Consider the following 19,448-nt stretch of genomic DNA (forward strand, 5'->3'; position numbering starts at 1 on the left):
GACTCCAGCCCAGCCACACCAACCGCGCTTCCCTGTGCTATGCTGCCCGGACTTCCGGGACAGAGGGACAATGATCGGGCAGACGGTTTCCCACTATCGCGTGCTCCAGCGGCTGGGCGGCGGCGGCATGGGCGTGGTCTACGAAGCGGAAGACATCCGCCTGGGCCGCAAGGTGGCGCTCAAGTTCCTGCCCGACGACCTGGAAACCAACCCCGCGGCGCTGGAACGCTTCCAGCGCGAGGCCCGGGCCGCCAGCGCCCTCAATCACCCCAACATCTGCACCATCCACGACATCGACGCGCACCAGGGACGGCACTTCATCGTGATGGAGCTGCTGGAGGGGCAGACGCTGAAGCACCGCATCGAGGGCCAGCCGATCGGGGTGGAGCAACTGCTGGAGTTGGGCATCCAGATCGCCGACGCGCTCGACGCCGCGCACGCCGCGGGCATCATCCATCGCGACATCAAGCCGGCGAACCTGTTCATCACCAAGCGCAAGCAGGCCAAGGTGCTGGACTTCGGGCTGGCCAAGCAGAAGCTGATGCCGGGCGCGCCCAGCGCGATGTCGGCGCAGGCCACCGCCGCCGAAGAGCACCTCACCAGCCCGGGCTCCACCGTCGGAACCGTCGCTTACATGAGTCCGGAGCAGGCGCGCGGGGAGGAGATCGACGCGCGCTCCGACATCTTCTCCTTCGGCGCGGTGCTGTACGAGATGGCCACGGGGCGGCAGCCGTTCTCCGGTGCGACCTCGGCGGTGATCTTCGACGCCATCCTGAACCGCGCGCCCACCGCGCCGGTGCGCCTGAATCCAAACCTGCCGGCGGAGCTGGAACGCGTCATCAACACCGCGCTGGAGAAGGACGCGGAGCTGCGCTACCAGTCGGCCGCGGACCTGCGCGCCGATCTGAAGCGGGTGAAACGGCAGATCGATTCCGGGCGCAGCGCCGCGGTGCAGGCCGCGCCCGCTCCGGCGCCCGCTCCGGCGGCTTACGCACCGCCCGCGCCATCGGGTTCGGCAGCGCCGGCGGCGCCGGCCTCGACACCGTCCACGCCTGCGGTGGCCGCGGCGCCCGCACCCTCTTCCGCCTCCACGGTGGCGGTGGCCGCAGCTTCCTCGTCGGCGACGGTCGCGGCGCAGACGGGACGCTTCCCGCGAGGGATCGTCGCCATCGCTGTGGTCCTCATCGCGGCCCTGGGCGTGGGCCTCTTCCTCTATTCCCGCCGCGCCAAGGCGATGACGGAGAAAGACTGGATCCTGCTCACCGACTTCACCAACACCACCGGCGATTCGATGTTTGACGGTACGCTGAAGAAGGCGCTGGCCGTGGACCTGGAGCAGTCGCCGTATCTGAACGTGGTCAATGACCGCAAGGTGCAGGAGACGCTGAAGTTCATGGGACGCCCGGCGGACACGCGGGTCACCACGGACATCGGGCGCGAGATCTGCCAGCGCGCCGGGGTGAAGGCGATGCTCACCGGCTCCATCGCCAATCTTGGAAGCCAGTACGTGGTGACGCTGGAAGCGGTGAACGCCGCCAACGGCGACTCGATCGCCCGGGCCGACGCCCAGGCCTCGGGCAAGGAAGAAGTGCTGGCCGCGCTCGACAAAGCGGGCCGGCAGATCCGCGAGAAGCTGGGCGAGTCGGTGGCGTCCATCCAGAAGTTCGACAAGCCATTGCAGGAGGCAAGCACGTCGTCCCTGGAGGCGTTGAAGGCCTACACTCTCGCCGACCAGAAGCGCAATATCGGCCAGGAGCTCGAGTCCATCCCGCTCTACAAGCACGCCATCGAGCTCGACCCGAATTTCGCCAGCGCCTACGCCCGCCTGGGCACCGTGTACAGCAACCTGGGCGAGCCCACGCTGCGCCGCGAGTACGCGCAAAAGGCCTTCGACCTGAAGGATCGCGCCAGCGAGCGTGAGCGTCTCTACATCGTCGCTCACTACTACACGGACGGCGGACAGATCCAAAAGGGCATCCAGGCCTACGAGCTCTACCACCAGACTTATCCGCGCGACAGCATCCCTCCCAACAATCTGGCCAATGAGTACGTAGCCCTGGGCCGCTTCGACAAGGCGCTGGAGAATGGGCAGGAGGCGATCCGCCTGAACCCCGATACGCAGTTCGGCTACACCATCACGGCGGCGGCGTATTTTGGTCTCGGACGGGTGGATGAAGCGAAGGCCGTGCTGGCTCAGGCGGCGGAGCGCAAGGCTACCTCTCCTCTGCACCACCGCATGCTGCTGGTAGTCGCGATGGCAGGCGGCGACCAGGCCGCGATCGACCGGGAAACGGCGGCGTTAAACGCGAGCGACGAGGGCCGGTCGCATCTGCTGAGCGTGCAAGCCAACGACGCCATGTTGCATGGCCGATTCCGTCGCGCCTCGGAGATCCATCGCGAAGCCGTCGAACTGCTCCAGCGCCTGGGCGCGAAGCAGCCTGCCGCCGATGTGCTGATATCTGAAGCCATCGACCGTGCTTTGGCGGGGCAGAAAGCTGAGGCGCTTCGCGATGTGGATGCGGGACTCAAGATCTTCCGCTCTCCCGAGCTGGAGCTCTCCGCCGCAGCCGTAGCGGCCGAGACCGGGGATGCCGCCCGCGCACTGTCCGCGGCGGACGCTGCGGCCAAGACGCAGCCCGATAACGAGTGGGTCCGACTTCGGGATGTCCCCTCGATCCGCGCCGCGGTGGAGATGAACAAAGGCAATGCCGCCAAGGCCATCGAAATGCTCGAGCCGGCCCGCAGCTATGACGGGCGTACCTTCGAGACCCAGTATCTTCGTGGCCGGGCCCAGCGGCAGGCCGGCCGATACGACGATGCCATCGCTTCCTTCCGTCACATCCTGGTCGACTTGAAGTACTTCGGAGCGGAAGCGCCGGTGCGCGCCTTCTGCCAGCTCGAACTCGCCCGCGCCTACGCCGGCAAGGGCGACAAGGCCGCCGCCCGCACCGCCTTCCAGGATTTCCTCGCACTCTGGAAAGACGCCGACCCCGACATCCCAGTCCTCGCCCAGGCCAAGGCAGAGTACGCGAATGTGCAGTGATGGTGTCGCCCAGTTAAGAGAAGAAGGCCAGGGTGAAATCGCTTACTCGATGGGCGTGGCCTGCACGCGCATGGTGCCGTCCACTTCGGCGAGGTTGTCGCGGTCGCGCACGAAGCTCACCTTGCGCTGCGGGTCGTCCTCGCTGACCAGCGGATCTATGAGCTTGATCTCCCTCACCATGAAAATGCGGGCGTTATTGGGCCCGATGAACTCGTCGTAGGTCATCGCGTAGGCCAGGTAGGGATGGCCCTTCCATAGGAACAGCCAGGGCGAACCCTCACGGATGGAGACGATCAGGTCGTCGAGCACCGCGGGCGCGCCGTTGGTGTACCTGGCCCGCAGACGCACCTTGCGAGCGACGTCGAGGATGTATTCCCCGTCGACGATCTTGGCCAGTTCCTCCATGGTGCGCAGTTGCGTGATGCACAGCTCTCCGCCGTCCATCTTGGTGACCCAGTATCTCTGGTCGAGGACCACGCCCTGCATGCGCAGCATCAGTTCGACGCCCGCCGCCCAGCCGAAGTTCTCGCACTTCTGGGCCAGCGCCGGCACCTTCAGTCCCTTGATCTCCACCGTCTGATTGGGACGAGCCAGCAGCGTGGGCTGAGGCTTCTTGTCGCCGGCGAAGGCGGCCACCGCCGTCAGCAGCAGCATCAGGAAAATGAGTTTGCGCATGAGCGTACTATACCGCCGCGCCGGTCATCTCGGAGCATCGGCGGTGTTCACGATGGCCCGATCTCGCCATCACCCGATGGTTTTGGCCGCCTTCCCGCCCCACAGCTCCAGGAATTTCCGCGCAGTGGCCGGCGCGTGCCCGGCGTAGTGATTGTTGATGTAGACGTAGTACTCGTCGCCGCCGCGCTGCACCTTGCGGCAAAAGTCCACCCACTCGCGCAGCTCGCGACGGCGGTCCACGATCTCCTTGTCCCAGGTCTTGGTGCGCTCCTCGATGCCGTAGCGGTCGCCCAGCAGCCGTATATAGAGGAAGTCGGCGGTCAGGCAGTCCTTCCCTTCCCAGAATCCCGGACCCGACGGACGGCCCACCGACATCCAGGGATGGTCGATCAGCGCCAGCGCGACCTTGTGGTCGCGCAACAGCTCCAGAAAACCTTCGCTCACCCAGGTCTTGTTGCGGATCTCCAGCGCCCAGCGGTGCGCCTTGGGCAGCTTCTTCAGGAACGGGGCCAAGCGCTTGAGGAATTCGTCCGGCGACTTGAAGGCTTTCTTGTTGAAGTAGGGGAACTGGAGCAGCATGGGACCCAGCTTTTCGCCCAGGCCTTCCATGGCCTCGACGAAAGCCCGCATCTCATCATCGCAGTCCACCAGGACTTTTTCGTGCGTGATCACCTGCGGGACCTTGCAGGCAAAGACGAACTTTTCGGGCGTCTGGTCGCGCCACTTGCGCACGGTGCTGAATGCCGGGATGCGGTAGAAGGTGCTGTCCACCTCGACCGTGCCGAACTGCTGCGAGTAGTAAGAGAGGTATTCCCCGCTCTTGACCCCCTCGGGATAAAACACGCCCTCCCACCCCGCCGCCGTGAACGCCGATGTCCCCACGCGCATCATGCGCTTATGGCCTGCGGCGTGGCGCCCTTCCCCGGCCCGGTCTGCGCCGGCGACGACGCAAGCAACCCGGTGGCGAGCACGGGGGTGCAGGACAACAGGGACCTGAAAGACCGATCCATTCGGGACCTCGGCGAAGATCGGGATGTTGGGGCTGCGACGAACTCGTGGGGCGCTACTGTAGTGTGCCGCGGCGATTCCGGCAACTCCCGGACGACGGATCGCGCGAGGAACAGTCCAGGGCACCCATGTGCTTAAATGCCTGCGTGGACCTTGGCGCCATCGCGTCCCGGCTGGAGCCGTACGTCACTGGGCTGACGGAGGCCCAGCTCGCGCAGATCTCGGAATATCTCGCTCTGCTGATGAAATGGAACGCGCGCACCAATCTGACGTCGGTGCGCGGCGAAGATAATATCGTTACACGACATTTTGGGGAGTCGCTCTTCGCCGCCGGGCAGCTCTTCCCTGCCCCGGGCGCGGGCGCGAGCGCGATCGACGTGGGTTCGGGCGCCGGCTTCCCCGGCCTGCCTCTGAAGATCCATGCGCCCCGATTGCGCCTGGTCCTGATCGAAGCGCAGAACAAGAAGGCGACGTTTCTGAAGGAAGTCGTGCGCGCGCTCGAGCTGGCCGAAGTGACGGTTTTCAGCGGCCGCGCGGAGGATTTCCGGGATCGCGCCGAGCTCGTGACCCTGCGCGCCGTGGAGCACTTTGAGTCGGTTCTGCCGGTCGCCGCCCGCCTGACCGCGCCCGCCGGCCGCCTTGCTCTGCTCATCGGAAAGGCTCAGATACAGCCCGCAAAGGCTCTTTTGCCACGATTTTCCTGGTTCCGGACTGTTGACATCCCTGGTTCCTCTCGCCGCGTCCTGCTCGTTGGTATGAGCCATAAGAGTTAATAAGTAGTAAATAATAGTGGTAAGTAACAACGAGAAATGGTTGGTCTGATGACCAAGCGTCCCAATAAGAGCCGCTCACAGCAGGCAAAGTGGTGCAGACGTATCAGTAGCAACGGCTTAGCCATGTTCTTCCTGTGGAACCATAGTAGGTACGTATCAAACTATAAATAGTGGTACAACTATGTGGTATTTTAGCTATAATGTTGTATCGTGTCCCAAATATCAGCGACTTAGACTGGCTAAAGTGGTACGAGTTTGGCATCCGAACCACATCAGTAAACATTTTGGCTACGCCACGCTAGCCGCGCACCAGGACATACAAGCGCCCGACTGATAAAAAGTGGTCCGTGGCCCACGATCCAGGCCTGGGGGCGAACCCCTGGGTGGGAAATTCCGAGATGTTCCACGTGGAACAATTTGGCCAGCCCCGGCATATCCCATCGGGAATGTTCCACGTGGAACAAATCCACAGTTTCCACAATATTCTTTCCTTGAATGTGGAATGCTCGGCGGATACTCTCGCGTAGCGGTTTTCCGGAAAAGCATGGGACGCGTCATAGCGGTAGCTAACCAGAAAGGCGGGGTGGGAAAGACCACGACCGCCATCAACTTGGCTGCGTCTTTGGCCGCCGCCGAGATCCACGTGCTGCTGGTGGATTGCGATCCGCAGTCGAACTCCTCGAGCGGTCTGGGATTCGATCGCAATCCGGAGCGGCTGAACACCTACCACCTTCTCATGGGGGCGGCCGCCGCCGATGAAGCCGTCCAGGCGACGGACCTGGAAACCCTGTGGGCCATCCCGTCGCACAAGAACCTGATCGGCGCCAACATCGAGCTGGTGACGGCGGAACGACGCGAGTTCCGGCTGCGGGACGTCATCGAACCGCTGCGCGACAGGTTCCACTACATCGTGCTGGATTGTCCGCCGGCGCTGGACCTGCTGACGTTGAACGCGCTGGTGGCGGCGGATTCTGTACTGATCCCCATGCAGGCGGAGTACTTCGCGCTGGAAGGCGTGAGCGAACTGCTGGACACCATGGAGCGCATCCGGCAGAACTTCAACCCGGAGCTGACGGTCGAGGGCGTGGTGCTGACCATGTACGACGAGCGCACCAACCTGGCGCAGCAGGTGGCGAATGAGCTGAGGGGATACTTCGGGGAAAAGTTGTGCCGGACGACGATCCCGCGGAACGTGCGGCTGGCGGAAGCGCCCAGCTACGGCAAGCCGGCGCTGCTGTACGACGTGCGGTCGCGCGGGGCGGAGGCGTACATCCGGCTGGCCAAGGAGATCCTGGAACGGGCGAACGGGCAGGCGACGGCGGCGGAGGTGGCGCTGGGGGCGGAGCCGGGAAGGGAAATTATATCGTGACACGATATAAAACATCGAGGATCGAAGAAGTCAGAGCGCAGAAGTGAATGAGATGACCATCCAGACGACAGAGAAACGGAAGGCGCTGGGGCGGGGGCTGGATTCGCTGCTGCCAAAAACGCAGGTGGCGCCGCAAGTCCCGGTGGCGGGAGCCCCTGCGGTGGCGGCACCGGCTGCGCCGGTGGGCGAGGCGGTGCAGCAGATCGCGGTGGATCTCATCGACCGCAACCCGTACCAGACGCGCACCAGCGTCAACGACACCTCGCTGCAGGAACTGGCGGAGTCGATCAGGTCGGCAGGCGTCATCGAACCGCTCATCGTGCGCACCGGGGAGGGCGGGCGGTACCAATTGATCGCGGGGCAGCGGCGGCTGGCGGCGTCGAAGAAAGCAGGGAAGGCGACGGTGCCGGCGGTGGTGAAGCAGGTCTCGAACGAGAAAGCGATGGAGATGACCATCATCGAGAACCTGCAACGCGAGGACCTGAATCCGATCGACCAGGCGGAGGCGTTCGACCGGCTGTCGCGGGAATTCGGGCTGACGCAGGAGCAGATGGCGGAGCGGACGGGCAAGCCGCGCTCGGAGATCGCCAACTACCTGCGGTTGCTGAAACTGCCGGCGGAGGTGAAATCCAATGTCCAGCAAGGGGCAATCTCGTTCGGCCACGCCAAGGTGCTGATGTCGTTGGAGGACGCAGAGGCGATCACCAAGGTGGCGAAGCAGATCCTGGACGAGGCGTTGTCGGTGCGCCAGCTCGAGGATGTGGTGTTCGATATCAAGGTGCCGACGGAGAAGACCACGGCGCCGCCCAAGCACGTGGACCCGAACGTACGCGCGGCGGAGCAGGAGATGGAGCGGGCGCTGGGCGTGCGGGTTCGGATCAAGGACAAGCGGGGAAAAGGGAAGATCGTGATCGAGTACGGGTCGCTGGAGGACTTCGACCGGGTGGTGGAGATGCTGTCGAAGAAGTAGCTGGTAGTCAGGGCCCGGCGCAGGGCCAACAGGCGGGGCAGCCGGTCGACGAGTTTCCGGAATGCGATAGGGGTCCTTCGACTCGCGCTCGCAAAGCGAGCTCTCGCTCAGGATGACACAACAATAAATCTGTCAGGAAGCAAAGGGCCGGGCGAGGGCGCCCGGCCGGCGTGTTTCTGGGCGCGCTGGGGATGATGATGCCGCGATGGCTTTGTCGCCGGGCGAGCCGGAACCAAATCTTCTCCGGGACCCCACAATCCAGTTTCCAGAGAGAGAATAGCTGTGATCGATGATCTTGCAGGAGGGAGTATGTCACGCGGAACCATGTATCTCGCCTGCTGCATGCTGGTGCTGGGCATCGCAGCCGGGCCGATGGGAGTAGGCCAGACCACGACAGCGAATGGCGCCCCAACGCAAAAGCAATCCAAGAGTCCAAGTGCAAGTCCGCAGAGCGCGCCGTTGCCCGCCGTGGACCAGGCGGAGCTCGAAGCCATGAAGATGGACTTGCAACGGATGAACGTGATCCTGAACCAGATGAGGTCGAACCTCGGATTTGTCACCAACACAACCGGGCCGCTCAAGCACCAGTTCGAGCTGGACATCGACATGTGGCAGATGATGCTGAGCCAGATGGAGAGGCGGGTACAGAGGATGGAGAGCCAAGGGAAGAAGTAGTCCGTCCAAGAACAGGGGCCGGGGAGAGACCGATTCACCGGGCTGGTGGTGCAGGCGGCGTCCGAGGTCTTTCGGGCCTGGAGGCCCTCAGGATGACAGCAGGGAACATCATTTCCCGATGCAGAAGCTGCTGAAGATGAGGTTGAGGATGTCGTCGGCAGTGGTCTGGCCGGTGATGGTGTCGAGGGCGCGCAGGGCGTTGTAGAGGTCGAGCAGGATCATCTCGTGGGGGACGCGGTTGGCGGTGGACTGCGCAGCAGCGTCGAGGGCGGAGATGGAGTCGCGCACCAGCTGCTGGTGGCGGACGCTGGTGAGGAAGCCGGATTCGCGCGCTGCGCCATCACTGCCAACTCTCTTGAGGATCTCCTCCCGCAGAAGATCGATGCCTTCACCCGAGATCGCGGATGTGCGCACATTCTCGGTACTCAGTACTCGGTACTCGGTACTCAGTAAGTCACATTTGTTCTCGACAACTATTGCACGGCGATCCTGAAACCGGGCGATGAGAGCGTCGTCGTCGCTGGTGTGCTGCGACACGTCGAGGACGACGAGGATGAGGTCGGCGTCGGCGGCAGCTTCATAGGTTTTCTGGATGCCGATGGATTCAACCTCGTCGTGGGCGGCGCGGAGGCCGGCGGTGTCCACCAGGCGGACGGGGATGCCGCCCAGCGAGACGGTTTCGCTGACCAGGTCGCGGGTGGTGCCTGGGGTGGCGGTCACGATGGCGCGCTCGCGCTCCACCAGCCGATTGAATAAAGACGATTTGCCGACATTGGGCCGGCCCACGATGGCCAATGTCAGCCCTTCATGCACTACCTTGCCATAAGCAAAAGATCCGGCCAGCTTCTCCAGTGGCACGCGGAGGGCGGCGATGCGGCGGGAAATGTCGTCCCAGGGTAGAACGGCGACATCGTCTTCGGCGAAGTCGATGCCGGCTTCCATGACGGCGATGAGGTTGATCAGCTCCTGCTTGAGGGGCTGGAGGCGCCTGGAGAGCGCGCCTTCGAGCTGCTGGGCGGCAACCTTGGCCTGGTAGAGGGTCTGGGATTCGATGAGGTCGCGGACGGCTTCAGCCTGGGTGAGGTCGAGGCGTGCATTGAGGAAGGCGCGCAGGGTGAACTCGCCGGGCTCGGCGAGGCGCGCGCCGCGGGCGAGACAGAGTTCGATGATGTGGCGCAGGACCACAGGCGAGCCGTGGGCGGAGATCTCGAGCACGTCGTCGGTGGTGTAGGAGTGCGGCTTCTCAAAGAAGGTGACGACGACCTCGTCAATGCGCTCGGCGGTGGAGGGCTCGATCAGCTCGCCGAAGATGGCGCGGTTCGGCTCCAGGTCGTGCTTGAGGCGGAGGAGCGGGGAAGCGATGGAGCGAGCCTCGGGGCCGGAAAGGCGGACGACGCCGATGCCGCCGCGCCCGGGCGGAGTGGAGATGGCGACGATGGTGTCGTCGGGGTGCAACCCAAGGATTTAACCACAGAGGACGCGAAGGACACGGAGGAAGAAGAAAGGCGCGGCCGAAGCCGCGCCCATGCGTGTCACCGCAAGGAGGAGCTAGCCGCCAATGAAGCGGCGGCGCAAGAAGCCGAGAGCCACGAAACCAGTACCGACCAGGGCCAGGGCCGCAGGCTCGGGCGTGCGCCCGATGTATTCCTGGGGTCCGGTTTGGGAGAGGTCGGTGGGAACGACAAGATAAAAGCTCGAATAGTCGAAGGATCCGTTGAAATGCTCGGCGGCATAGAGCCAGGACGAAGCGCTGTTCAATTGCGCATTGGGGCCGATGGTCCAGCCGGAATGGCCGATCACGGCAGGATCAAAGATGGCCCAGAGGGCGAAGTTGATGTTGCCAGCCTGCGAGGGATGGCTCTGCCACTCGTCAAAGAGCCAGAACGCCATCTCGTACTCGTGCAGCGAGGTCGCAGGATCAGCGGGGTCCCAGAAGCGCCCGCTGGAAATATCGCTGAAGGGAACGATGGTGGCGGTCCACGACTCACCGATGGTGACGTCGTGGAGATAGTCGTCGCACATGACGTTGAGAAGCGCGCTGTTGTTGACCTTGAGGAAATACGGGGCGACATAGACTCCGCCCTGATTCGCACCGCCAACGCCGACTAACTTGACCGTGTCGGCGACGGCGGGCGCTGCTACCAGGAGAGCCAGAAACAATCCGAGAGAGAAGAAACGTTTCATAGAGACCTTGCGCATCCAGAGATGAACATGGGCAAAGCATGGCAGGTCGGGGGTGAAAGGTCATGTAGCGAACGTAACGTGACCGGTAATGGCGCGACGGTTACGAAGGAAACGAAGGTAATGCGACCGCCGATGATCAGAGGCCGGCAAATGCAGGTAGCTGGAGCCGCGCCGCGCTCGCCCGGGATGACGTTCTAGGTAGAGGTCGAGCCCACGGAGTTGGCGGAGGTCCGTCTCTCGTGGATGGCGAAATGGGCCTGCATCTGCTCGTAGAGGCGGTCCATCTTGTTGTGGAGCTGGGCGACCTCGAGCTCGGCCTTGAGGTTGATCTCGTAGTCGAGGTCGGCCTTGAGGCGATCTTTTGCGGCCTGGCGGTTCTGGCTCATCATGATGACCGGCGCCTGGACGGAAGCGAGAGCGGAAAGCACCAGGTTCAGCAGGATGAAGGGATAAGGATCAAAGGAGTGGGTGGCCATGTAAAGGTTGACGCCCATCCAGGCGAGCAGCACGAGACCGAAGGAGATGATGAAAGTCCATGAGCCGCCGAAGCTGGCGACGCGATCTGCGATGCGCTCACCGAAGGTGAGGCGCTCCTCTTCTTCCTCATTCAGATTGCGGGTGACGTGGGTGCGCAGGAGCTCGTCGGTGGCGCGCAGGCGGCGTCCCATAACGGTGAGCAGGTCGAGGGCGGCGTGGGGGTGGCGAGTCACGAATTCGAGCAGCTTCTCGCGGTCGAGGGCGAGGCAATCGGTGTCCTCGATGGCGACGGCGGTGGCGGTCCTGGGACCGCCGTCGAGCAAGGAGATCTCGCCGAAGATGTCGCCGGGCTCGTTTTCGCCCAGAAGGATCTTGTCGCCCTGGAAGTTCTCGACGAAGACTTCGACGCGGCCGGAGCGGACCAGATAGAGGCATTCGCCGGCATCGCCGAAGGAAAAAATGGTGTCGCCCTTGGCGAAGCGTTGCTGGTCGAGGAGCTCGCCCAGGGTGGCGCGTTCGTCGTGATCGAGCAGGGAAAACATCGGGACTTCAGCTAGAGCGGAAGCGTCGGTTGCCATCGGCAGAACCCCCTTGCCACTTGGCGAATCATCCCAGTTAGCCGGGCCGAGGGCAACGGGATTGTGGGGCGCGTCTATGATCGGGAAACAGGGTTGGGGACGGCGATCGCGGGGGAGAAGGGTCCTTCGCTCCGCCCGGGGCAGGCGCTTCGACGCGCGCGGCAGACAAGGCTGCGTTCAGAAGGACAACGGATCAGGCCTCATTCGCAGGGGGCCGACCGTTGTTCCTACATATCGTGGTACGATGTAGGTGCGAGCAGACATGACGCTAGAACGGAACCCGGCCGGGGGTGAGGGGCACGAAGTGGCGCGCGCGTCCACGACCAACGGGCTGCCGATGGACGCGGGGCTGGCGCCGACGCTGGAGCAGGCTAGGGCGCCGCGGCAATCGGCGCTGGTGAACCTGCGGGTAGTGTTCATCAGCCTGGTGTCGATCGCCGTTGCAGCGGCGGCGGGCGTGGTCGCGCAGGCCCTGACCCGGCTGATCGGGCTGATCACGAACCTCTCCTTCTACGGACGATTCTCGTTCGAGTTCACCTCGCCGGCGTACAACCACCGGGGAGCGTGGGTGCTGGTGATCCCGGTGATGGGCGGGGTGATCGTGGGGCTCATGGCGCGCTACGGGTCGGCGGCGATCCGCGGGCACGGGATCCCGGAAGCCATGGAGCAGATCCTGTTGGGGGAGAGCCGCATCCCGCCTCGGGTGACGTTCCTGAAGCCGGTGTCGGCGGCGATCGCCATCGGGATGGGTGGGCCATTCGGCGCCGAAGGGCCGATCATCGCGACCGGGGGCGCCATGGGATCGCTGGTCGGGCAATTGCTGAAGATCACCGCGGACGAGCGCAAAACGCTGCTGGCGGCGGGCGCGGCGGCGGGCATGGCAGCGACTTTCGGCAGCCCGATCTCGGCGGTGCTGCTGGCCATCGAGTTGCTGCTGTTCGAATACCGGCCGCGGTCGGTGATCCCGGTGGCGCTGGCGTGCGCTACGGCGGCGGGAATCCGGGTGGCGTTCGTGGGGAGCACGCCCATCTTCCCCATGCCGAACGTGCCGGCGGCGAGCGGATCGGCGCTGGCGATGTACATCGTGCTGGGCGCGCTGGTGGGTGTGGCCTCGGTGTACGTGACGCGCGCCGTGTACGGAGTGGAAGACGCTTTCGGACACCTGCCGATCCATTGGATGTGGTGGCCGGCCATCGGTGCGGTAGCGGTGGGCGTGGTGGGATACTTCTCACCGCACACGCTGGGCGTCGGATACGACAACATCGGGAACATCATCTCGGGCACAATCGTGGGGCGGGCGGCGCTTTTCTTATTCGTACTCAAGTTCATCTCCTGGGCGATCTCGCTGGGCAGCGGGACGTCGGGGGGCACGCTGGCGCCGTTGTTCACCATCGGCGGGGGGCTGGGCTCGGTGCTGGGCGCGCTGGGGATCGCAGCATTCCCGGGGATCGGCATGGACGTGCGGATGGCGGCGCTGGTGGGGATGGCGGCGATGTTCGCGGGAGCGTCGCGGGCGCTGCTGGCGTCGGTGGTGTTCGCGTTCGAGACCACGCGGCAGCCGGTGGGACTGCTGCCGCTGCTGGGCGGATGCAGCGCTGCCTACCTGATCTCGGCGCTGATGATGCGCACCACCATCATGACGGAAAAGATCGCGCGGCGGGGAGCGCGCGTGGTCGCGGATTACACCGTGGATTTCCTGGACCAGGTGCTGGTCAAGGACGCAGCGGCCCGCCAGGTAATCGCGCTGGGCGCCGACGATACCGTCGGAAGTGCGCGGGCCTGGCTGGAATCGCGGGCGCAGGGCACCGGCCACCAAGGATGGCCGGTCCTGGACAAGCAGGGCGAGCTGGTCGGAGTGCTGACCAGGAAAGATATCTTCAGCCCAGAGGCGCGGCTCGACGTACCGCTGCGCACCATCCTGAAGCGGCCGCCGGCGATCGTGTACGAGGACAACTCGGTGCGCGAGGCTGCGGACCACATGGTGAGCGAAGAGGTGGGTCGTCTGCCGGTGGTCACGCGCGAGGCGCCGACCAAAGTGGTGGGATGGTTGACGCGCAGCGACATGCTGAGCGCGCACAAGCGCCGACTCGATGCAGAACGCAACGCCGAGCAGGCCATCGAAGTGAAGCTGATCCGGCTGGAGCGGGCGCCATCGGCGTGAGGGATCGGGTCAACTAGTCATCGAGTCATCGGGCGAGTGGGACAACGAGGCCGGGCGAGGACGCCCGGCCTACGTGTTTTCGGGAGATGTTAGGGGTCCCCTTCGGCTTCGCTCAGGGCAGGCTCTCGACTCGCGCGCAGGACGCGCTGGCTCGGGACGACACAAAAAAGTTACGGCAGGACGCGGGGGGTGGGCTTGGCGGAGGACTTGGGCTTGTAGTCCTTGGGATAGACGACGACGAAGCGGTGGCCGGCTTCGCCCTGGCTCTCGGTCTTGAGCTGGGGGTTGTCGCGCAGGGCGAGGTGGACGATGCGGCGCTCGCGCGCCGACATGGGAGCGAACTGGTAGGGCACGCCGGTCTTGGCGACTTTTTCGGCGGCGACGGAGGCGGCCAGGCGGAGTTCCTCGATGCGCATGGCCTTGAAGTTCATGCAGTCGAAGGAAACCTTCTCGTGCTCCTCGCTGTCGAGGCGGAGCATCTTGTGGGCGACGTGCTCGAAGGAGCGCAGGACCTCGGCACCACGCTCGAGCAGGAGGGCGCTGTCGGGGCCGGAGAAATCCACCAGGATGTCGGGGCGCTCCCAGTCGCGGTCCTCGGGCATGGGCGGATTCACCACGATCCTGTATTTCAGGCGAAAGCCGCCGCTGTGGAGAAGGTCCTTGAGCAGGGCATCGATCTGCCTGGCGGCGGCGACTTTGTCGGGAATAGGCATCGGGAAAAGGAAATTATAGCCGCGCGGGCTGCATTAGGACGAAACCAGGGAGGCCGGAGCTGCCTTGCGCGGAGCCGAGAGCAGCGGCGGGATAGGGGTCCTTCGACTCGGCGCGGCCAAACCCGGGCCGCACCTCGCTCAGGATGACACCTGCAACCACTCCCGTCGGCCTGCGCCTAGATGTCACCGTCTCAATCACTTCTTGGCGCGCTTGATCTGGGCTTCGCGCATCTCGCGGCCGAACTTGGTCTGATTGATGCCCCACTGCTGCACGATGGCGAGCAGGTTGCTGGCGGCCCAGTAGACACCGAGCCCAGCAGGCAAGGTCCAGGAGATGCCGCCGATGACGAGCGGCATCATGAAGTTCATCATCTTGGCCTGCACCGGGTCCATGCCGGCCTGCGGGGTCATGCGTTGCACGAAGAACATGGAAATGATGATGCCGATGGGCAGGACGTGGAGCGGATCTGGGGAGGAGAGGTCGCGGATCCAGAGCCAGGGTGCGTGGCGCAGTTCGACGGCGACGCCAAGCATGGAGTAGAAGGCCACCAGGAAGGGAAGCTGCAGGAGCATGGGGAAGCAGCCGCCCACGGGATTGACTCCCTCGCTCTTGTAGAGTGCGCTCATCTCCTGGTTCATCTCGGCCTTGCGCGGGTCGTTGAATTTGTATTTCTTGTACTTCTCCTGGATGGCCTTGATCTGCGGCTGGATCTTGGCCATCTTCATCGCCGATTTCATGCTGGTGATCTTCAGCGGCAAGGTGGCGACGGTGATGATGATGGTGAGGATGAGGATGGACCATCCCCAGTTGCGCACCCAGTGCTCGTAGGTCCACTTCAGCCACAAGAAGAGGGGCTTGGCGATGAAGCCGAAGACGCGTCCGAAATCCACGATGCCGGTAAGATCGGGGCCGTGATACTCGCCTTCGCCGCCGCCGCCGGGGCGCACCGCGGCGCGCTCGGACTTGGTGAGCGAAGCGTGGACGGCGTCGAGCACGTCGAGCGTCTTGGGGCCGACGAAGAGGCGCTGGCGGGTGTCGCCATGGACGTTGCCCAGGGCGGTGCCGAGCACCGGGACCTTTTGCAACTCGGTGGCGACCGGTTTCTCCGGGTTCTTGGGGACCTCGACCTCGTTGTGGAGCGTGACGAGATCGGCGCTCTCCGGCTCGTCGGGGAGGAAGACGGCGGCGAAGTACTGGTCGGAAGCACCAGCCCAGTGGAACGGCCCGCTGAGAGTGGCGCCGCCGGAAACTTTCTTGGGCTCGATGCGCGTGATCTTGTCGGCGGACTGGTACTCGATCTTCTGCCCTGCGTAGCCAGGCAAGTTGACTGTGTCGCCGAATCCGGCGGGCCAGGCGGGATAGGCGCGGACGGGCTGACCGCCCTGGGTCACGGAGGCTTCGACCATAACCACGTAGGAGTGGTCAAAGGTGAATTTCTTCCGAACTGCAACATCGCCGTCGGAGTACTCGAAGGAGAGGGAGACCGGGGCCTCCTGCGGGCCGGCCGCGCTGGCGACGTAGAGCGCCGAGCTGAGCTTCTCGCGTAGAGCGGCATCGTACGTCCACAGGGAGAGCGGGTAGCCGAACTTGGCGGCGGCAACGGAGTTGACCAGGTCGAGCGGCTTGCCACCGGGCTGGTCCAGATACCTTTTCAGGATCCAGGACTTCACCTGCGCACCGCGGTTGCTGAAGGTGATGCGGTAGAGATCGTTCTCGATGACGGTCTCGGATTCCGCGGGAGCTTGCCTGGCCTTAACGACGGCGGGCGCGGGCGCAGCGGCGGGCTGCGCTGAAGCGGTGGCGGGCGCCGCGGCCGGGGCGGGCTGCTGCTGTTGCTGTTGTTGCTCCGCCGGCTTGGCCTCCGGCTGGGGACCGTACTTCTTTAGTAGCGGCTGCATCAGCATGATGACCGCGAAGGTCAGTACGAACGCGATGAGCAGACGCTTCTGCGTCCCGGGGTCTTGTTGCGGATTTTGAAAATCTTGCAAATTATTTTCCGTGCGAATGGGTGCGTGTTGAAGAAGAAGTACTCAGTACTCGGTACCCAGTACTCAGAACAGGATCGTATCCACCCTTGGCGAAGGGATGGCACCGAAGAAGTCTCCAAATCGCCATGCCAGAACCACGAACCGTGCCGTGGCGCTCGATAGCTTCCATGGCGAACTCGGAACAGCTGGGGACGTAGCGGCACGACGGCGGCAGCGCGGGAGAGATCCAGCGCTTGTAGAAACGGAGCGCGAGTTGGAGAAGCGTCTTCATTCTGCAGCGTTCCCCGGCTGACGACCGGCGACGGACGGCGGACGGCTGATCTTTTCGAAGGCGCGTGCGACTTCGCGGTCGAGTTCGGCGAAATCCGCCGTAAGCACCGACTTCTTCGGGTTGATGACCACGTCCACCGGAGCGGCGAGCCCGGCGAGGTGTCGCCGCACCGCCTCGCGCAAGCGGCGCTTGATGCGGTTGCGGTCCACCGCGCCGCCGAGGACGCGGCCGACGGTGAATCCGACGCGGGGCCCACCGGAGCTACGCCGCAAGTAAAAGACGGTCATGTGCCCGGAAAAATGTCGCTTGCCGCTCTGGTACACGTGGTCAAAATCTGCGTGCTTGAGGAGCCGTACGGACCTGGGAAAACGGGCTCCAGCAGAAGGCATTGCAGACCAGGCGATTACTCGCGGAAGCCAGGCTTCACGGAGACGCGCTTGCGTCCCTTGGCACGGCGGCGCGAGAGCACAGCGCGGCCGCTCTTGGTCTTCATGCGGCTGCGAAATCCGTGCGTCTTCGAGCGACGACGGCGGTTGGGCTGGAATGTCCGCTTGGGCATTGAAAACAGTGCGCTCCTAAGATGAAATTTCGGGGGTGACCAAACGGTAAGTATAAATGAAGGGGAGGAGGGCGGCAAACGCGCAGCAGGAAGCAGCAGACAGGATGCGGGAGGTGTTGCGTCGGGGAAGACCGCTCGAAGAAGTTGCACCATGCGCGCGACATTAACTGACTAACTACTTGACACGAAATCGAAGTGCGCGTTTCCTGCCACATCACCTGAGAAGGCCGCGGGAAGAATTGCACACGCAAAAAAATATTCGTGCTAGTATGCGGTTCGGCCGTAACGCAAATCGTTTGTTGACTCTGCACCAGCTCCGTGGCATTCGTCACGGGCATAGCCTGATAAGAATTCCGGCCTGACCCGCGCGAGAAAGGATCGCGCCGGCGGGGAAGATATTTTTCGTCATGATCCCGGCCATCGGTACGATGGCGACTTTTTGAATAGATCAATGTCCCTCTCCTCGACCGCTACCGCAGCCGCGAATCCCTGGATGCGAATCCTTGGGGCCCTGGAAAAAAAGATCAATCGGCACTCTTACGACACCTGGCTGAAACCCACGCGATACAGCCACGCGCAGGGCAGCGTGCTGTTCATCCGCGTGCCCACGCCGGAGTTCCGGCACGTGGGAGAGAAATACGCGGACCTGATCCACGAAGCGATGGACGTGCTGAAGCTGGAGTTCGACGAGGTGAAGTTCGTCACCGCCGAGGAGGACCCCACGGCGACGCCGGTGCGGCATGACGGGGGGTTCGCCGCGGTCGGGACGCAGTCGGCGCCGGCGACGGCGGGCGCGCGGGGGGGACCCCAGGCGAAGTTCGACTGGGATTCGGCGGCGCAGCTCAACCCGCGGTACACCTTCGAGGGGTTCGTCATCGGCTCCAGCAACCAGTTCGCGCACGCGGCCGCGCTGGCGGTGGCGGAGCGTCCGGCCAAGGCCTACAACCCGCTCTTCCTGTACGGGGGCGTGGGCATGGGCAAAACGCACCTGATGCAGGCCATCGGGCACGAGGTCAAGAAACGCCAGCCCCAGTCGCAGGTCTTGTACCTGTCGGCGGAGAAGTTCACCAACGAGATGATCAACTCGTTGCGCTACGACAAGATGACCTCGTTCCGCGACAAGTACCGCAACAACATCGACGTGCTGCTGGTGGACGACATCCAGTTCCTGGCGCAGAAGGAGCGCACCCAGGAGGAGTTCTTCCACACCTTCAACACCCTGCACGAATCGCAGAAGCAGGTGGTGATCGCCAGCGACCGCCCGCCGAAGGAGCTGGCGGAGATCGAAGACCGGCTGCGCTCGCGCTTCGAGTGGGGGCTGATCGCCGACATCCAGCCACCCGACCTGGAAACGAAGGTCGCCATCCTGCAAAAGAAGTCCGAGTCGGAGCACGTGACGGTGCCGAGCGACGTGGCGCTGTTCATCGCCTCCAACATCCGCTCGAACGTGCGCGAGCTGGAAGGAGCGCTGATCCGGCTGATCGCGTACGCTTCGCTGACCGGCGCCGAGGTGAACCTGCTGAACGCGCAGCAGGTGCTGAAGAACTTCATCGACGCGCAGCAACGCAAGGTCACAATCGACCAGATCCAGAAGGTGGTGGCCGAGCAGTTCGGCTTGCGGGTGGCGGAGATCAAGGCGAAGAACAACTCGCGGGCCATCGTGTACCCGCGGCAGATCGCCATGTACCTGGCCAAGCACCTGACGGAAGCGTCGCTGCCGGAGATCGGAAGGCAGTTCGGCGGCAAGCACCACACGACCGTGATGCACTCCATCGACAAGATCGAGGAAGTACGCAAGTCGGACAAGGATTTGAACAGGCTGCTCAATAAATTGACCGAGACGTTGAGTGGTTAGGCGCGGTTTGGCGCTCGATTTCCACGGTGCGGCCACCTATTCCTACGAGCATGGTGTGGACAGGCTGTGGAAGCTGTGCAGGAAGAAGTCAGAATCCAGGTTCGGTCCCGGCAATACACTCCAGCCCACCGCCGGCAGGCTAGGAAAG

The 19,448-nt window shown here is 63.9% G+C and carries 17 protein-coding genes; 7 read left to right on the forward strand and 10 right to left on the reverse strand.

The annotated features are described in order from the left end of the window. Positions 1-70 precede the first annotated feature (70 nt). Positions 71-3,043: a protein kinase gene (locus LAN37_12120; protein ID MBZ5647956.1), complete on the forward strand. Its 2,973-nt coding sequence runs from the start codon at positions 71-73 to the stop codon at positions 3,041-3,043. A gap of 42 nt (positions 3,044-3,085) precedes the next feature. Here the strand turns inward: LAN37_12120 and LAN37_12125 are convergent, their stop codons facing one another. After that, entirely contained in the window at positions 3,086-3,718 is a 633-nt protein-coding gene (locus LAN37_12125; GenBank protein MBZ5647957.1) for a hypothetical protein, read from the reverse strand. 69 nt (positions 3,719-3,787) lie between these two features. Next, complete coding sequence (locus tag LAN37_12130; GenBank protein ID MBZ5647958.1) at positions 3,788-4,606, reverse strand: DUF72 domain-containing protein; 819 nt, start codon at positions 4,604-4,606, stop codon at positions 3,788-3,790. 266 nt (positions 4,607-4,872) lie between these two features. On the opposite strand from LAN37_12130, the gene rsmG reads away from it, so the two are divergent. The 4 genes from rsmG to LAN37_12150 all read left to right on the forward strand — a co-directional run bounded on the left by rsmG (position 4,873) and on the right by LAN37_12150 (position 8,513). Then, positions 4,873-5,499, forward strand: coding sequence for a 16S rRNA (guanine(527)-N(7))-methyltransferase RsmG (gene rsmG / locus LAN37_12135; GenBank protein MBZ5647959.1), 627 nt, complete (start codon positions 4,873-4,875; stop codon positions 5,497-5,499). 544 nt (positions 5,500-6,043) lie between these two features. Continuing rightward, the gene (locus LAN37_12140) at positions 6,044-6,868 is read left to right on the forward strand and encodes a ParA family protein (protein MBZ5647960.1); all 825 of its coding nucleotides are present in this window, start codon (positions 6,044-6,046) and stop codon (positions 6,866-6,868) included. Between the two features lie 52 nt (positions 6,869-6,920). After that, on the forward strand, positions 6,921-7,838 hold the full coding sequence (locus tag LAN37_12145) for a ParB/RepB/Spo0J family partition protein (GenBank protein ID MBZ5647961.1): 918 nt from the start codon (positions 6,921-6,923) through the stop codon (positions 7,836-7,838). Between the two features lie 309 nt (positions 7,839-8,147). Next, on the forward strand, positions 8,148-8,513 hold the full coding sequence (locus tag LAN37_12150) for a hypothetical protein (GenBank protein ID MBZ5647962.1): 366 nt from the start codon (positions 8,148-8,150) through the stop codon (positions 8,511-8,513). Between the two features lie 108 nt (positions 8,514-8,621). Here the strand turns inward: LAN37_12150 and mnmE are convergent, their stop codons facing one another. The 3 genes from mnmE to LAN37_12165 all read right to left on the reverse strand — a co-directional run bounded on the left by mnmE (position 8,622) and on the right by LAN37_12165 (position 11,752). Then, positions 8,622-9,968, reverse strand: coding sequence for a tRNA uridine-5-carboxymethylaminomethyl(34) synthesis GTPase MnmE (mnmE, locus tag LAN37_12155; protein ID MBZ5647963.1), 1,347 nt, complete (start codon positions 9,966-9,968; stop codon positions 8,622-8,624). 93 nt (positions 9,969-10,061) lie between these two features. Beyond that, complete coding sequence (locus LAN37_12160; GenBank protein ID MBZ5647964.1) at positions 10,062-10,697, reverse strand: PEP-CTERM sorting domain-containing protein; 636 nt, start codon at positions 10,695-10,697, stop codon at positions 10,062-10,064. 194 nt (positions 10,698-10,891) lie between these two features. After that, positions 10,892-11,752, reverse strand: coding sequence for a DUF1003 domain-containing protein (locus LAN37_12165; protein ID MBZ5647965.1), 861 nt, complete (start codon positions 11,750-11,752; stop codon positions 10,892-10,894). Between the two features lie 262 nt (positions 11,753-12,014). On the opposite strand from LAN37_12165, the gene LAN37_12170 reads away from it, so the two are divergent. Next, positions 12,015-13,913 carry a chloride channel protein gene (locus tag LAN37_12170; GenBank protein MBZ5647966.1) on the forward strand — a complete coding sequence of 633 codons (1,899 nt, stop codon included), beginning with the start codon at positions 12,015-12,017 and terminating at the stop codon, positions 13,911-13,913. 170 nt (positions 13,914-14,083) lie between these two features. Here LAN37_12170 and LAN37_12175 read toward each other — a convergent pair whose 3' ends face one another. The 5 genes from LAN37_12175 to rpmH form a co-directional block, all read right to left on the reverse strand. Further along, the gene (locus LAN37_12175) at positions 14,084-14,515 is read right to left on the reverse strand and encodes a single-stranded DNA-binding protein (GenBank protein ID MBZ5647967.1); all 432 of its coding nucleotides are present in this window, start codon (positions 14,513-14,515) and stop codon (positions 14,084-14,086) included. Between the two features lie 306 nt (positions 14,516-14,821). Further along, positions 14,822-16,615, reverse strand: a complete 1,794-nt coding sequence (gene yidC, locus LAN37_12180) for a membrane protein insertase YidC (protein ID MBZ5647968.1) — start codon at positions 16,613-16,615, stop codon at positions 14,822-14,824. A gap of 1 nt (position 16,616) precedes the next feature. Next, positions 16,617-16,886 carry a membrane protein insertion efficiency factor YidD gene (yidD, locus tag LAN37_12185; GenBank protein ID MBZ5647969.1) on the reverse strand — a complete coding sequence of 90 codons (270 nt, stop codon included), beginning with the start codon at positions 16,884-16,886 and terminating at the stop codon, positions 16,617-16,619. Next, positions 16,883-17,275: a ribonuclease P protein component gene (gene rnpA, locus LAN37_12190; GenBank protein MBZ5647970.1), complete on the reverse strand. Its 393-nt coding sequence runs from the start codon at positions 17,273-17,275 to the stop codon at positions 16,883-16,885. The genes yidD and rnpA overlap by 4 nt, the downstream gene beginning before the upstream one ends. A 14-nt stretch (positions 17,276-17,289) precedes the next feature. Next, the gene (gene rpmH, locus LAN37_12195; protein ID MBZ5647971.1) at positions 17,290-17,445 is read right to left on the reverse strand and encodes a 50S ribosomal protein L34; all 156 of its coding nucleotides are present in this window, start codon (positions 17,443-17,445) and stop codon (positions 17,290-17,292) included. 451 nt (positions 17,446-17,896) lie between these two features. Between rpmH and dnaA the strand changes: the two genes are divergently transcribed. Then, positions 17,897-19,300 carry a chromosomal replication initiator protein DnaA gene (dnaA, locus tag LAN37_12200; GenBank protein MBZ5647972.1) on the forward strand — a complete coding sequence of 468 codons (1,404 nt, stop codon included), beginning with the start codon at positions 17,897-17,899 and terminating at the stop codon, positions 19,298-19,300. The last annotated feature ends 148 nt before the right edge of the window (positions 19,301-19,448 follow it).

The sequence above is a fragment of the Terriglobia bacterium genome, from assembly GCA_020073495.1.
In the GTDB taxonomy this organism is placed as follows: domain Bacteria; phylum Acidobacteriota; class Terriglobia; order Terriglobales; family Acidobacteriaceae; genus JAIQFD01.

Bases quoted from the DNA above. Each gene is read 5' to 3' on its own strand.
- LAN37_12160 (MBZ5647964.1), bottom strand. From the start codon at position 10,697: ATGAAACGTTTCTTCTCTCTCGGATTGTTTCTGGCTCTCCTGGTAGCA.
- LAN37_12165 (MBZ5647965.1), bottom strand. From the start codon at position 11,752: ATGGCAACCGACGCTTCCGCTCTAGCTGAAGTCCCGATGTTTTCCCTG.
- yidD (MBZ5647969.1), bottom strand. From the start codon at position 16,886: ATGAAGACGCTTCTCCAACTCGCGCTCCGTTTCTACAAGCGCTGGATC.
- rpmH (MBZ5647971.1), bottom strand. From the start codon at position 17,445: ATGCCCAAGCGGACATTCCAGCCCAACCGCCGTCGTCGCTCGAAGACG.
- LAN37_12145 (MBZ5647961.1), top strand. From the start codon at position 6,921: ATGACCATCCAGACGACAGAGAAACGGAAGGCGCTGGGGCGGGGGCTG.
- LAN37_12170 (MBZ5647966.1), top strand. From the start codon at position 12,015: ATGACGCTAGAACGGAACCCGGCCGGGGGTGAGGGGCACGAAGTGGCG.
- LAN37_12175 (MBZ5647967.1), bottom strand. From the start codon at position 14,515: ATGCCCGAGGACCGCGACTGGGAGCGCCCCGACATCCTGGTGGATTTC.
- LAN37_12120 (MBZ5647956.1), top strand. From the start codon at position 71: ATGATCGGGCAGACGGTTTCCCACTATCGCGTGCTCCAGCGGCTGGGC.
- dnaA (MBZ5647972.1), top strand. From the start codon at position 17,897: ATGTCCCTCTCCTCGACCGCTACCGCAGCCGCGAATCCCTGGATGCGA.
- LAN37_12150 (MBZ5647962.1), top strand. From the start codon at position 8,148: ATGTCACGCGGAACCATGTATCTCGCCTGCTGCATGCTGGTGCTGGGC.
- LAN37_12125 (MBZ5647957.1), bottom strand. From the start codon at position 3,718: ATGCGCAAACTCATTTTCCTGATGCTGCTGCTGACGGCGGTGGCCGCC.
- rnpA (MBZ5647970.1), bottom strand. From the start codon at position 17,275: ATGCCTTCTGCTGGAGCCCGTTTTCCCAGGTCCGTACGGCTCCTCAAG.
- LAN37_12130 (MBZ5647958.1), bottom strand. From the start codon at position 4,606: ATGCGCGTGGGGACATCGGCGTTCACGGCGGCGGGGTGGGAGGGCGTG.
- LAN37_12140 (MBZ5647960.1), top strand. From the start codon at position 6,044: ATGGGACGCGTCATAGCGGTAGCTAACCAGAAAGGCGGGGTGGGAAAG.